Source organism: Streptomyces albidochromogenes (genome assembly GCF_005981925.1).
In the GTDB taxonomy this organism is placed as follows: Bacteria; Actinomycetota; Actinomycetes; order Streptomycetales; family Streptomycetaceae; genus Streptomyces; species Streptomyces albidochromogenes.
This window is the reverse complement of record NZ_VBVX01000201.1, coordinates 1-12,499: the sequence shown is the minus strand read 5'-3', so window position 1 is coordinate 12,499 and position 12,499 is coordinate 1. Positions and strand designations below refer to the sequence as shown.

Below are 12,499 nucleotides of genomic sequence, written 5' to 3'. Positions count from 1 at the left end.
GGCCGGGGCCTTCTGCGGTCGTGGACGGGTGTCCTGACGACGGTCCTGTGCCTGCTGCCGCTCGGACTGCTCGTGGCGGGCGCGTGGCTGGGCCGCCACGTCCGCCCCAGCGCGGACGAGTGGTGCTTTCTGCCCAAGGTGCGCGACCTCGGCGTCTGGGGAATGGTCGAGAAGTTCTACGTCACCGACAACGGCCGGATCGGCAACGGCCTGCTCGTCGGCCTGTACGCCCAGTTCCCCGTCGCCGGCCACCAGTGGTTCGCCCTGATCAGCGGCGTCGTCATGCTCGGCGTGCTGTGGGCCCTGACGGCCCTGGTGCTGCGCAGGTCCGGCCGGACGGCGCCACGCGGCGTGCCGCTGCTCGTGGCCTCCATGATCACGGCGGTCTTCCTCTTCGCCACGCCCAACACCTACAAGACGTTCTACTGGCCCGCCGCCTCCGTCTCCCACACCCTGGCCCCCGTACTGGCGTGCGCGGCCGCCCTCCCGCTCCTGCTGGCCCGCGGCCGCCGGGGCAGGGCGGCCGCCCTGGCCGTGGTGTTCGCCTCCGGCGTCTTCATGGGCACGCTGTCGGAGGAGGCGTCGGTGGTCTGCCTGGTGGTGCTGGCGGGCATCGTGCTCCTCGGCCGCTGGATCCTCACCGAGCGGGTCCGCGCCGCCGCCCGCTGGTGGTCCCTGGCCGGCATGGCCGGAATCGGCATCGGCACGCTCGTCCTCATGACGTCCCCCGGCGGACGCAGGCGGCGCGAGCGGTTCGGCCTCGAAAGCACCTCCATGCTGGCCCCGGAGTCCCTCGTCGCGTCGCTGCGCGGGTACGCGCACATCCTGGAGACCGTCCTCACCACCTGGCAGTACGCCGGCGCGCTCGCGGCGGGGGTGCTGCTCGGCCTGCTCGCGCGTGGCCGGGCGGAGGACGCACCGGTCCTGCTTCCCGTACGCCCGCTGCTGTGGACCGCTTTCGGCGCCCTCGCCTTCCTGGTCTCGGGCTACCTCTGCACCGTCATCACCTACCCGGTCTTCGGCGCGCGGGTGATGACCGCCCAGCGGACCTGGAACGACTACCTGCTGCTGTACGTCCTGCTCCTGGTGGGCGCCGGCGCGTTCCTCGGACGTGCCGTACGGCGGCGCGGGCGGCGTACGGGCCTGGCGACGGGGGCGGCCGCGCTGGTGTGCGCGGTGGCCGTCGGCGGGCTGGCCGTCCCGCTCCACGACCTGGGCCGGGACATGCGCGTACGGGCTCAGAAATGGGACCGCCAGGACCGGTTCCTGCGCGCACAGGCCGCCGCGGGCGCGAAGTCGGCGCCCTACACACCGCTGTCCGTCGCCGGGACGCTGGAGCCGTTCGGCGGCAAGGGAACCAAGTCATGGCCGGCCGGCTGCGTCGCGGACTACTACCGCCTGGACCGGGTCACTTACTCGACTCGGCTTCCCTGACCGGCTCCGCCCCCGGGGGCGCCGTGCCCGAGGCCCGGGTGGCGGCCGCGCCGGAGACGATGGCCCACCGCGCCAGCAGGAAGGACAGCGGCGTGACGAGCACACCGGCGGCGAGCGCGGAGATGTTCTCCGGCAGGTGCAGCCGGCTCACGGCCACGTACAGCAGGATGCCGCTGCCCACGACATTGGCCGCGCCCGACAGGGGGTAGCGGACGAAGGCACGCCAGGTCGGCTTCGTGCGGAGGGTGACGTAGGAGTTCAGGAGAAACGATCCGACGACGCTCACCGCGTAGCCCACGCCATGGGCGACCAGGTAGGGCAGCCAGATGTTCAGCGTGGCGTACACGGCGTAATAGACGGCCGTGTTCACGACGCCGATCGCGGCGAAGGCGGCGAACTGGCGCAGGCCCCGGGCGTTCATCCCTCCGGCCGGGCCTGTCCGGCGGGCTCCAGCGAGAGCCCCGGTCCGAGCATCGTGGCTGTCTCGTCCGTTTCCCTGACCACGTAGTGCGGGCGGCGTTTCGACTCGTCGTAGATCCGCCCCACGTACTCGCCGATGACGCCGAGCGTGGCGAGCTGGATTCCGCTCAGGGCGACGACGGCGGTGATCAGCGTGGCGTAGCCGGGGGTGTCGACACCGTCCAGCAGGACGTTCGCGATGATCCACAGCGCGTACACCAGGGCGGAGAGGAAAAGCCACAGGCCGGTGTGGATGGCGAGGCGAAGCGGGCGGCTGTTGAACGAGATGAGCCCGTCGATGCCGTAGTTCAGCAGGTGGCGGCCGCTCCACTTGGACTTCCCGGCGGCCCGCTGGACGTTCTCGTACGTGAAGCTGACCGTGTCGAAGCCGATCCAGGAGAAGAGCCCCTTGGAGAAGCGGTTGTTCTCCGGCAGCGCCAGCAGGGAGTCGACGGCCCGGCGCGACAGGAGCCGGAAGTCGCCCGCCCCGTTCACGACCTCGACGTTCATGCAGCGGCGTACCAGGCGGTAGTAGGCGCGGCACAGGGCGGTGCGCAGGACACCCTCGTTGGCCCGGTCGCGCTGGGCGACGACCTGGTCGTACCCGTGCTGGTGCAGTTCCAGCATGCGGGGGATGAACTCCGGCGGGTGCTGGAGGTCGGCGTCCATGAGGACGACCGCCGCGCCCCGGGACATGCGCAGGCCGGCGAGCATCGCCGATTCCTTGCCGAAGTTCCGGCTGAAGGACGTGTAGCGCACCCGCGGGTCCGCCGCCGCGAGGTCCTTGAGGATCGCCATGGTCGCGTCGCGGCTGCCGTCGTCGACGTAGCAGATCTCGAAGGCCGAGCCGATCGGTTCGACAGCGGCTACCAGGGCGTCGTGGAAGGCCCCGAGCACCTCGCTCTCGTTGTAGCACGGCACGACGATCGACATCTGGACCATGGTCATATCACTCCATGCACGGTTCCCGGTACGGGCGCTGCCGCCTCCAGTGGAACGCGGGGCCGCGCCGGGGGCCGTCCCAGGCACTCCACACGGGTGATGGAGGCCCGGGACGGTGGCATGCGGGGAGTCCGGGTGACAGCGGTGTCACCGGTGCCGCTTGCGGCGGGCGGGGGTGTCGGTGACCTCGCCCTCGCCGGAGCGCCGCGCGCTCCTGTCCTCGCCGGAGGACTCCACCCCGGCCAGGCTTTCGCCGTCCGCCGTGCCGCCCCCGGCCGGGTAGCCCTCGCGGGCGCTCGCCGTGCCGGGTACGACTCTCTCCTGTGCCTGACGCTCGGCGCCGGAGTGCGCGCCGGGGCCCTTCTCCGTGCGCGGGCGTGGCCCGCGGTCCGGATCGCGCGCTTGCTTCTCACTCATCGCACACACCTCGTTCCTGGGTGTCCACAACCTCGCTGACCTGCGGAGTCGTCGCTCCCGACGGGTACCCGGGCGGTACGTGCCCTAACTGCCGCGGCGGGTCAGGCCGGGGTGAGACCGGGCCGGCCGGCTTCGGTGACGAACGAGGCCGCCGTGGTGAGCGCCCCGCCCGTCCTGGTGACCTCCGAGACGGTCTTGAAGTCCGCGCGGGCCCGCTCCGCCTCCAGGGTGATGACGGTGTAGCCGCGACGGCCGTTGTAGAACTTCAGGTGCGGGTTGGCTGCGAGGAGGTCGTCGGAGTTGGCCGGCCTGTCGGAGCCGTCCTTGCCGCTGGAGACCGACGTGGTGGCGATCTCGGTGCCGACGGTGCGCGAGGCCGGGTCGTCGAAGTCCTTCTTCAGGTCGAAGCCGTAGCCGACGTGGGCGTCGCCCGCCAGCACCATCAGGTTCCGCACGCCGGCCGCCTCGGCTCCGTCGAGGAACCGGGTGCGCGCGGCGGGGTAGCCGTCCCAGGCGTCCATGGACAGCTTGTAGTCGGCGGTCGGCACATCACGCCGCCGCGCGAAGGTGACCTGCTGCGGTACGACGTTCCAGGTCGTCCCCGACCCCTTCCAGCCGTCGAGCAGCCAGCGCTCCTGGGTCTCGCCGGTCATGGTGCGCGACGCGGCCTCGGACTCCGGGCCGGGCTTGTGCCAGCCGCCCCCGTACGCCCGTACCGAGCGGTACTGGCGGGTGTCGAGGATGTCGAACTGGGCCAGCCGGCCGAAACGCAGCCGCCGGTAGAGCCGCATGTCCGCGCCCACCGGCCGCTGCGGAGAGCGCAGCGGCTGGTTCTCCCAGTACGCCCGGTAGGCGCCGGCACGCCGGAGCAGGAACTCCTCGGGCGGGACGTTGTCCTCGGAGGTCTCGTCCGCGTAGTTGTTCTCCGTCTCGTGGTCGTCCCACGTGACGGCGAAGGGATGCGCGGCGTGCGCGGCCATCAGGTCCGGGTCGGACTTGTAGAGGGCGTACCGCAGCCGGTAGTCGGCGAGCGTCGTCGTCTCGCGGTCGAAGTGCGCGGGCAGCCGGCGGTCGGTGTAGGCGCGCGAGCCGCCGGCGCCGTCGACGGCGTACTCGTACAAGTAGTCGCCGAGATGGACGACCAGGTCCACGTCCTCGCCCGCCAGGTGCCTGTGCGCCGTGTAGTAGCCGTGGTGGTACGCCTGGCAGGCCACGGCGGCCAGGCGCAGCCGCGACTTCACGGCGCCGCGCGCGGGCGCGGTGCGGGTCCGGCCGGTCGGACTGGCCCAGGTCCCGGTGCGGAAGCGGTAGTAGTACTGACGGTCCGGGGCGAGGCCGGTGGCCTCGACGTGCAGCGTGTGGTCGAACTCGGGGTGGGCCGTGGCGGTGCCGCCCGTGACCCGGCGCAGGAACGCCTCGTCGTGCGCGAGTTCCCAGGTGACCAGCACCCGCTTGTCGGGCAGGCCGCCGTCGGGTTCGAGGGGGCGCGGGGCCAGCCGGGTCCACAGCAGCACGCTGTCGGGCAGCGGGTCCCCGGAGGCGACGCCCAGTGTGAACGGGTTCTCCGTGATCTTCCTGGGGTCCAGCTCGGCCGCACTCGCCGCGCCGGCGGCCGGCAGGTCGGTCGCGAAGGCGAGCGCGGCGGCGGCCGCGGTGAGGGTGAGGAAGTGACGACGTCTCAGCCGCCGGGCGGCGGCGCGGAGCTCAGGCTGATGACTGTTCATATGCCGCGTCATATGCCCGCTTCGCGGCTTTCTTGATCACCGCATTCGAGTGGAGCGGCGTCCACGGGCCACGCGTCCCGGGACGCGGGCCGCCACGGGCCCCGGCCGTGCAACGCCGGCGCGCCGACCGCGAACGACGGCGAGGGCGGCCGGGATCCGGCCGCCCTCCGTACTGCTGGCGCCGCTGACGCGGCCGGCCGTAGCCTGCCCGTCAGGCGCCGTTCGCCGCGTCCGGCTCCTTCTGGCGGCGCAGCAGGGCCGAACCGGCGAGGACCGCGCCGACCGCGGCACAGGACACCGCCGCGGCGTCCGCCCACGCGAAGGATTCACCCAGACTGCTCTCCAGCAGGTCCACGGTGCCGACGCTGGCCAGCGCGTGCAGGGCCACGATGCCGATGGCGGTCGCGGCGCTCGCCGCCCAGACGCGCACGGTGTCCCGTACGGCCAGCCACACGCCGAACACCAGGCAGAGCACGGTGACGGCGATGGACAGCGCGTCCGCGTAGCCACCGGAGCGCAGGTGCGCGAAGTCCGTCGGCAGGTGGATCACGCCGCAGGCGAAGAGCAGCACCGCCGCCGGCCATCGCAGTACGGAACGCAGGGCCGGCGACGGGGTGTCGTCGCCGAGCGCGTCGCCGACGGACGGGACCGCGCCCCGGGTGCCGACGGTCGGCCACGCCGTGCGGCCGCCCGGCCGCTCCGCGCCGGCGGCCGGCCTGGCCGCGGCGTCGCGGCCGCCGACGAGCGGCGTCGTCACGGGCTCGGTCTTCTCCGGGTTCTTCCGCGCCACGGCGGGTCCGGTGGCGGGGGAGCGCGCGTGGTCGCCCTCCTCGTGGCCGAGGATGCTCACCAGTTGCGCCACGTCCTCGATCGGCCTGCCCACGGCAGCGGCGCGCAGTGTGGTGTCCGCCTCGTCCACCTCGTGCGGCGCCTCGTTGAGCATGGCGACCAGCTGCCTGACCTCGTCCAGCGGGCGGGCCACGGCGGCCGCGCGCAGGGCCTCGTCACCGGGGCTGTTCACCTCCCCGGTGTGCCTGAGCAGGCTGACCAGTGCGGCGACCTCCTCCAGCGGCCGGCAGGTGGCCGCCGTCCACAGCAGAGTCCGTATGGGCTCCTCGCCGGAGTCGAGGTCCGGGTCCTGCGGTCCGGCTTCCGCCGCGTTCCCGTCGGCGGCCTTGGCCTTCGCCTCGGCCACCCGGGCGGCGTCCTCGTTCGCCACCGCCACCCGCGCGGCGGTCTCGTCCCTCGGGGGTACGCGCGCGGCGGTGCCGTCCGCCGGGGTCACGCTCCCGGCGGCCTGGTCCGCGGGGGTGGCGCGCTCGGCGGTTCCCTTCGCGGGGGCCGTGCTCGCGGGGGTCGCGCGCTCGGCGGTTCCGTTCGCCGGGGTCACGCGCTCGGCGGCCTCGTTCGCGCGGGCGCTCCGGGCGGCGGCCTCGTCCCTGGCGGCGGCGTAGGCGGCGGCCACGTACGCCGCCGCCGCGTCGTCGGGCGGCTGCGAGCGGTCGTCGTTGCTGGGCGTGGGGGGCATTGTCGGGTCGGTTGTCATGGCGCGGCTCCGTTCGCCGTACTTCCGGTGGCACACACCGTTCGGTTGTCGTGCGCCACCTAGACGCACGCTTTGCACCATCAAAGGGGCATTCGCGGCTGTTGCGCCATCCGGCCAGGGCAGAAGGGGGGTTCCGGCCGGTCGGGACGGCGGCCCGGTTCGTGCCGCGCGGGCACCGCCGCCGTCAGGTCGCGGGAGTGTCCTGCTCCTCCGTCTTGACCCGCGGCAGCAGCAGTACGCCCCAGGTGACCATCACCGCGCCGATGCCCTCGGGGACGAGCCACCACCCCGTGCGCACCTCGTCGCCGTACACCAGCATCCCGAGAGCCACGCTGACCAGCGCCTCTCCCAGGGTCAGCGCGGGCTGGGAGGCCACCAGCGGGCCGGACTCCATCGCATTGGCCAGCAGGAAGAGCGCGCAGGCGCCCGCCACCACAAAGCCGTACGTCTGCCAGCAGGCCAAGAAGGCGCCGAAGCCGTGCTGTTCGAACGTCGTGGTGGAGAACTTCATCAGGGTCGCCGTCAGGGCGTAGCCGATCGCGGAGGCCGAACTGAACAGGGCCGCCCGCGCCATCCCCCGGGGCCGCGGCAGGGCGGCCAGCACGCAGGCCGTCATGACGCCCCCGGTCGTCACCAGGGTCAGCGCCCACACGGCCGGTGAGACCTCCGAGTGGCGTTCGTACGGAGAGGCGGCGGCCAGTGCGACACCGAGACCCACGGCGATCATCCCGGCCGCCGTCCAGCCGGCCGCCGGAAGGGGACGGCGGGAGACCATGCAGGCGATCAGGAGGGTGAAGGGCAGCTCGCTCACCAGGATGGGCTGTACGAGCGACATCGAGCCCAGGGTCAGCGCCAGCGCCTGGCACGCCGCGGCCACCACGATGACGGCGATGCCGCCGAGCCACGCCGCGCTGTGCACCAGGTGCGGGATCAGCCGGAAACTGAACGCGTCACCCGGGGGCACGCGCCGCGCGGCGATCCGCTGGAGCACCGTGCCGGTGGCGTTGCCGACCGCCGTGAGCACGGCGAACAGCACGGAGAGTACGGATGCCACGCGGCGCTTCCTCCGGTTCGCGGGAACTCAGGAGGTACGGCCGGCCGGCCGGTTCTCCGGGTGCTGCGGCGGTGCCGTCCCCGCCAGCGGTCCACTCGCCGCTCCCTGCGCCCGACCGCTGCCGGACACGAGGAGTTCGCGGGCCAGGAGGACGAACCACAGTCCCACCAGCAGCACATGCGCCCGTTGCGGCAGCCCGTGCCAGCCGGGACTGCCGATCAGCGGGCCGACGGTGCTGACGGCACAGACGAGCGCGCCGGCCAGCAGGAGCGGGCCCCAGCGGCGGATCAGCGGCGTCCGGGACGGCACCGACGCCGCCGCCACGCAGAACAGCACCATGGAGGCGAACAGGAAGAAGTGCACCAGCCCGCTGGTGACCGTGTGCCAGGGGTGAACGGCGCGGCAGCCCGGCTCCAGGGAGGGGGCGCAGCCCATGGGCAGCAGGACGTCGGCCAGCGAGGACGCCCCGAACCCGCACAGCGCCCACCAGCCGCCGCGGGCGGCCGCTCCCGGCAGCAGGTCACGGGCCAGCATGGCTCCCGCCATGACGAGTACGGCGCACGCGATCTCCATTCCGCCGAACAGGGCCCTGAAGGGCTGGTCGGCGGCGAAGAGTTCGCTGACGTACGAGTGCCGGGGGTCCAGGCCCGTCGGCAGGGGCAGCTCCAGCAGCCAGCCGTTGTAGAGGAGCGCCGCCCCGGCCAGCGCGGCCGCTGCCGCTCTGCGGCGTCCGTCGGCCGGCTGGCCGGGCTGCCCGGGCGCCGCGGGCCGTACGGACGGCGTCCGCCGGGCGGGCGTACTGCGAGTCAGGTGCATCGTGACGCTCCGAACCGGGCGGTCGTGGCGGCACGCGTCAGGTGGACGCTCGGATCGGTGAGCGTGGCCGCGGCGCCGCCACACGGAAGAGGCATGGTCATCGCCGCTGGTCTAGCGGGCTCAGCGCGCCCAGTCCAGGACCTGACGCCTGGTCTCACCCGTGTGGCCCCGCCGGGCGGCCGCGGCGTTGTGCCGGATCAGGGACTCCACCAAGCCCGGCCGGGTGTTCGGGAAGTCCATCGGCACCACGCCAAGACCCGTCCAGCCGCCGGCCTCCGCGCCGTCGAGGAAGCCGTGCACTCTCGGGTTGAGCCGGTCGGAGTTCCAGCGGGGCGGCAGCAGCGCCGACGTGCTGACGTAGTTCAGGAACAGCTTGCCGGGCTGCTGGGCGGCCTTGCGGAAGTGGGCCTCGATCTTGGGGTACTTGGCGCCCGGCTCGGCCATGTAGTCGTCCTGGATGTCGAAGAGCGCCGGGTCGCCGTACCGCACGCCGGGCAGTCCGCCGTTGTCGGCCAGCAGGACGACCCTGCCCCGCGCCTGTCCGAGCGTCGGCAGTCCCGCGTCGATCCGAAAGAGCGGCCGCCATCCCTTGCCGTCCAGGTAGAGGTCGAAGATCCGGCGGAACTCCGCGTCGGCGTTCTGCGAGTACTCCTGCTTGACGCGCATCAGGACCGTCTCCGAGGGGCGCTCGCGCAGGAAGTCCCGGCAGGCGATGAGCACGTCACCGAACATCAGGTTCTGGTAGTACGCGCCGTGGTGGATGGCGAACGAGTCCCCGGTGACCCGGCACCGCACGTCCAGGAAGCGGATGCCGCCGCGCAACTGGTCGGCGACGGAGGTGTTCTGGCACGCCACCCACGGCCCGCCGACGCGGGCGCCGGAGTCGTGGGTGCCGGGGACCGTCAGCCGCTGGATCGGGGTGGAGTCGCTCAGGCCCGCCATCCAGTCCTGTACGGACAGGGTCCGCGGCGCCGCGACGGCTCGCGTCGATCCGAGCAGGGCGGTCGCGGAGACCGCCGCCGCTCCGGTGAGGAAAGTGCGCCGGTCCACGCTCATGAGCCTGGTCTCCCTCGGTCGGCCAGCGATCGCCGACCGCCCGATCGGCCCGTGAATTATGACGTGCACAGGTCACATCTGCCAGAGTGCGGACACTCTCACAGCCGCCCCGGATCGGGGACACTGGAAAGAGGGCCGGACGCCGTCCGCCCCATCAACTCCCCTGCGAAAAGGTGCACATGACTGCCTGTGACCCACCCACACCCGCCGCGCGGCCGCTCGCGCTCGCGGCCACCGGCCTCGTCGCGACGGTCGCGCTCTACATGGCGTTCGTGGCCTTCGGCAACATCACGGACTTCGGCACGAACCAGGAGTTCGTCCGGCACGTCCTGGCGATGGACACCACGTTCAAGGACGAGGACCTGATGTGGCGTGCCGTCGAGTCGAGGACGGTGCAGGACATCGCGTACGTCGCCATCATCGCGTGGGAGACCGTGGCCGCGCTCGTGCTGATCGCGGCGAGCGTCCAGTGGGCCGCGGCCCTGCGCGGCGGCGCCTTCGCCCGGGCGAGGCGCACGGCGAGCCTCGGCCTGCTCATGGTGCTGCTGCTCTTCGGCGTGGGGTTCATCGCCGTCGGGGGCGAGTGGTTCGCCATGTGGCAGTCGGAGGACTGGAACGGGCTGGAGGCCGCCACCCGGAACTTCGTCGTGGCCGGGCTCGCCCTGGTGGTCGTCCATCTGCCGGCGGGGGAGGGCGGGCGGCGGGCGCCGGGGACAGCACGCGGTGAGGGCGGGACGGGATCTGTCGCGCCCTCACCGGATCGCCGCTGAGGTCAGGGCTGGGGCGGCCGGTCCTGGCCTGTGCCCTGGTCCCCGCCGAACTCGTTGCGCAGCCGCTCCTGACCGGTGTCGACCTGGCCGCTGTACTTGCCCTTGGTCCGGTCGTCGACGGCGTCACCCGCCTTGTCGATGCCCTTCCCGGCCTGGGACTCGTGGCCCTTCATCATCTGCTTGAGCTTGTCCATCATGGACATGAGCTAGCCTCCTAGCTGGTCGCCCCCACCCCTACAGGGTCCCCGCACCTCGCGCTGTCCGCATCCGCGCGCCCTGACGACCCGGCGAGGCCTGCGATGAGAAAGATCATTCTGATGATGTCGGTGTCCCTCGACGGCTTCTTCGAGGGCCCCGAGCGGCAGATCGACTGGCACCTGGTCGACGACGAACTGCACGGTTACTTCAACCGGAAGCTCAGCACCATGGGCGCCTTCCTGCACGGGCGGGTCACCTACGAGCTGATGGCGGACGTCTGGCCGACCGCCGACGCCGACCCCGCGAACGCCGGGCCTGTGGCGGAGTTCGCCGGCATCTGGCGGGACATGCCGAAGTTCGTGTTCTCCAGGACGCTGGAGCGGGCCGACTGGAACACCACCGTCGTGCGGGAGGTCGACCCGGACGAGATGAGGGCGCTCAAGGCGCGACCCGGCGGGGACATGGTGGTCGGCGGCGCCGACCTCGCCGCGTCGTTCATGCGCCACGACCTGATCGACGAGTTCCACCTCTGCGTCCATCCGGTGCTCATCGGGAAGGGCAGACCCCTGTTCCCCTCCGCGGACGCGCGGGTCGGTCTGCGGCTGGTGGAGACCCGGACGTTCGGCAACGGTGTACTCCTGGTCCGTTACGCCAAACGGTGAGCGAGGCCGTTCACCCCGCGTCCAGCCAGCCCCGCGCGCGCAGCCGCGCGACGAAGCGCTCGTACGACTCCTCCAGCGCCGCCCGCTCCCGCTCCACCGGCTCCACCGCCCGCCCGGACGCCGTCATGGCCGCCGCGCTCGCGGTCAGGTCCGGATGGAGGGTGCCGGCGGCGGCGAGCAGGGCCGCTCCGAACGCGGTCTCCGCCCGCTCGGCCACCCGCAGCGGCCGGCCCAGCACGGTGGCGCGGATCCGCGTCCACAACTCGCTGCGGCTGCCGCCGCCCGCCGCGTGCAGCGGTCCGCGCACCTCGACGCCCAGCGCCTGGACGCGCTCCAGGGCGAGCCGTTCCAGGAAGGCGACGCCCTCCAGCGCGGCCCGGTGCTCGTCGGCCTCGTCCTGCGGCACTCCGGCCACAAAGCCCCGGGCGTCGCCCGAGACGAAGGGGAACCGCTCGCCCTCGCGCCGCAGCGGATAGTTCAGGCACGACGCCGGACCCCGGGCGTCCGCCGCCGCGTCCAGGCCGGGCAGCCGGGCCGGGTCGACGGCCGCTAGCGCCTCGCCGCCGGTGTTCGACGCGCCGCCGGGAAGCCACCAGCCGTCGGGGTGGCGGTGGCTGTAGAGGGCTCCGGACGGATCGGTGACCAGCTCGCGGGTGACGCCCTTCAGCACGTACGTCGTGCCCAGTACGCCGACGAACTGGCCCGGTTCCACGGCCCCCGTGGCGATCTGGCCCGCGCAGCCGTCCGTCATGCCCAGCCGGACCCGGCAGCCGACGGGCAGGCCGGTCTCCGCCGCCGCCTCGGCCGAGACCGTCCCGGCCTCGGAGCCCGGCGCGCGCACGTCGGGCAGCAGACCGGGGGACACGCCGAACGCGTCGAAGACCTCGCCGGCCCACTCGCCCGCGCGTGGGTCGTACCCGGTCTTCAGGGCGTGGCTCCAGTCGGTGGCGACCGGGTGCCCGGTCAGCCTGCGGCCGAGGAGGTCCGGGGTGTGCAGCACGAACTGGCCGGGGAGCGCCCGGCGCGCGCACCAGACGAGCTTCCCGAGCGCGGCCGTCGGGCCGACGGCCAGGCCCAGCGCCCGCCAGCGCCGCGCGCCCAGCTCCTGCGCCTTGGCGTTGAGATCGGCGGCCCGCCGGTCGTCGTACATCAGCGCCGGGCCCACCGGCTCCCCGTCCGCGCTCGCCGGAACCAGGGTCCCGGAGGTGGCGCAGACGGCGACCGCCACCACCTCGGCGCCGCCGCCCGGCAGCGCCGCCGTGGCCTGCCGCAGGGCCGCGGCGGTGGCCGGCCACCACGCCCGGGCGTCCTGCTCGCTGTGCCCGCCCGCGCCGCGCACCGGCTGCGGGAGCGGCGCCCGGCCCTCGGCGAGGACCCGCCCGCCGGCGTCGGCGCACACCACGCGCACCGCGGCGGTGGCC

At 73.3% G+C, this 12,499-nt stretch carries 13 protein-coding genes; 3 read left to right on the top strand and 10 right to left on the bottom strand.

Annotation, left to right across the window (positions count from 1 at the left end; genetic code table 11):
• Positions 1–1,434 (top strand): DUF6056 family protein (locus E2E34_RS23265; protein WP_439333690.1); only part of this gene is annotated, 1,434 nt, incomplete at its 5' end.
• Here the strand turns inward: E2E34_RS23265 and E2E34_RS23260 are convergent.
• The 8 genes from E2E34_RS23260 to E2E34_RS23225 form a co-directional block, all read right to left on the bottom strand.
• Positions 1,409–1,855 carry a GtrA family protein gene (locus E2E34_RS23260; protein ID WP_138903864.1) on the bottom strand — a complete coding sequence of 149 codons (447 nt, stop codon included), beginning with the start codon at positions 1,853–1,855 and terminating at the stop codon, positions 1,409–1,411. The two genes, E2E34_RS23265 and E2E34_RS23260, sit on opposite strands and share 26 nt — an antisense overlap.
• Positions 1,852–2,835 (bottom strand): glycosyltransferase family 2 protein, encoded by a 984-nt coding sequence (locus E2E34_RS23255; RefSeq protein WP_138903866.1) that lies wholly within the window; start codon positions 2,833–2,835, stop codon positions 1,852–1,854. The genes E2E34_RS23260 and E2E34_RS23255 overlap by 4 nt, the downstream gene beginning before the upstream one ends.
• A 147-nt stretch (positions 2,836–2,982) precedes the next feature.
• Complete coding sequence (locus E2E34_RS23250; protein ID WP_138903863.1) at positions 2,983–3,252, bottom strand: hypothetical protein; 270 nt, start codon at positions 3,250–3,252, stop codon at positions 2,983–2,985.
• A gap of 101 nt (positions 3,253–3,353) precedes the next feature.
• Positions 3,354–4,976 (bottom strand): alkaline phosphatase D family protein, encoded by a 1,623-nt coding sequence (locus tag E2E34_RS23245; RefSeq protein ID WP_425573305.1) that lies wholly within the window; start codon positions 4,974–4,976, stop codon positions 3,354–3,356.
• A gap of 211 nt (positions 4,977–5,187) precedes the next feature.
• Complete coding sequence (locus E2E34_RS36640) at positions 5,188–6,522, bottom strand: hypothetical protein (protein WP_244316004.1); 1,335 nt, start codon at positions 6,520–6,522, stop codon at positions 5,188–5,190.
• A 184-nt stretch (positions 6,523–6,706) separates the two neighbouring features.
• Positions 6,707–7,576 (bottom strand): DMT family transporter, encoded by an 870-nt coding sequence (locus E2E34_RS23235; protein WP_138903861.1) that lies wholly within the window; start codon positions 7,574–7,576, stop codon positions 6,707–6,709.
• Positions 7,577–7,603: 27 nt separating this feature from the next.
• Positions 7,604–8,392, bottom strand: a complete 789-nt coding sequence (locus tag E2E34_RS23230; RefSeq protein ID WP_138903860.1) for a DUF998 domain-containing protein — start codon at positions 8,390–8,392, stop codon at positions 7,604–7,606.
• Between the two features lie 120 nt (positions 8,393–8,512).
• Positions 8,513–9,448 (bottom strand): phosphatidylinositol-specific phospholipase C, encoded by a 936-nt coding sequence (locus E2E34_RS23225; RefSeq protein ID WP_138903859.1) that lies wholly within the window; start codon positions 9,446–9,448, stop codon positions 8,513–8,515.
• Positions 9,449–9,627: 179 nt separating this feature from the next.
• Here E2E34_RS23225 and E2E34_RS23220 point away from each other — a divergent pair, with 179 nt between their 5' ends.
• Complete coding sequence (locus tag E2E34_RS23220) at positions 9,628–10,218, top strand: DUF2165 domain-containing protein (RefSeq protein ID WP_138903858.1); 591 nt, start codon at positions 9,628–9,630, stop codon at positions 10,216–10,218.
• A 2-nt stretch (positions 10,219–10,220) separates the two neighbouring features.
• Here the strand turns inward: E2E34_RS23220 and E2E34_RS23215 are convergent, their stop codons facing one another.
• Complete coding sequence (locus tag E2E34_RS23215; protein ID WP_138903857.1) at positions 10,221–10,421, bottom strand: antitoxin; 201 nt, start codon at positions 10,419–10,421, stop codon at positions 10,221–10,223.
• Positions 10,422–10,517: 96 nt separating this feature from the next.
• On the opposite strand from E2E34_RS23215, the gene E2E34_RS23210 reads away from it, so the two are divergent.
• Entirely contained in the window at positions 10,518–11,078 is a 561-nt protein-coding gene (locus E2E34_RS23210) for a dihydrofolate reductase family protein (protein ID WP_138903856.1), read from the top strand.
• Between the two features lie 10 nt (positions 11,079–11,088).
• On the opposite strand, the gene E2E34_RS23205 is transcribed toward E2E34_RS23210, so the two are convergent.
• A partial coding sequence (locus E2E34_RS23205; RefSeq protein WP_138903855.1) for an FGGY-family carbohydrate kinase occupies positions 11,089–12,499 on the bottom strand: 1,411 nt, incomplete at its 5' end.

Bases quoted from the DNA above. Each gene is read 5' to 3' on its own strand.
- E2E34_RS23220 (WP_138903858.1), top strand. From the start codon at position 9,628: ATGACTGCCTGTGACCCACCCACACCCGCCGCGCGGCCGCTCGCGCTC.
- E2E34_RS23255 (WP_138903866.1), bottom strand. From the start codon at position 2,835: ATGGTCCAGATGTCGATCGTCGTGCCGTGCTACAACGAGAGCGAGGTG.
- E2E34_RS36640 (WP_244316004.1), bottom strand. From the start codon at position 6,522: ATGACAACCGACCCGACAATGCCCCCCACGCCCAGCAACGACGACCGC.
- E2E34_RS23230 (WP_138903860.1), bottom strand. From the start codon at position 8,392: ATGCACCTGACTCGCAGTACGCCCGCCCGGCGGACGCCGTCCGTACGG.
- E2E34_RS23250 (WP_138903863.1), bottom strand. From the start codon at position 3,252: ATGAGTGAGAAGCAAGCGCGCGATCCGGACCGCGGGCCACGCCCGCGC.
- E2E34_RS23245 (WP_425573305.1), bottom strand. From the start codon at position 4,976: ATGAACAGTCATCAGCCTGAGCTCCGCGCCGCCGCCCGGCGGCTGAGA.
- E2E34_RS23215 (WP_138903857.1), bottom strand. From the start codon at position 10,421: ATGTCCATGATGGACAAGCTCAAGCAGATGATGAAGGGCCACGAGTCC.
- E2E34_RS23210 (WP_138903856.1), top strand. From the start codon at position 10,518: ATGAGAAAGATCATTCTGATGATGTCGGTGTCCCTCGACGGCTTCTTC.
- E2E34_RS23260 (WP_138903864.1), bottom strand. From the start codon at position 1,855: ATGAACGCCCGGGGCCTGCGCCAGTTCGCCGCCTTCGCCGCGATCGGC.
- E2E34_RS23225 (WP_138903859.1), bottom strand. From the start codon at position 9,448: ATGAGCGTGGACCGGCGCACTTTCCTCACCGGAGCGGCGGCGGTCTCC.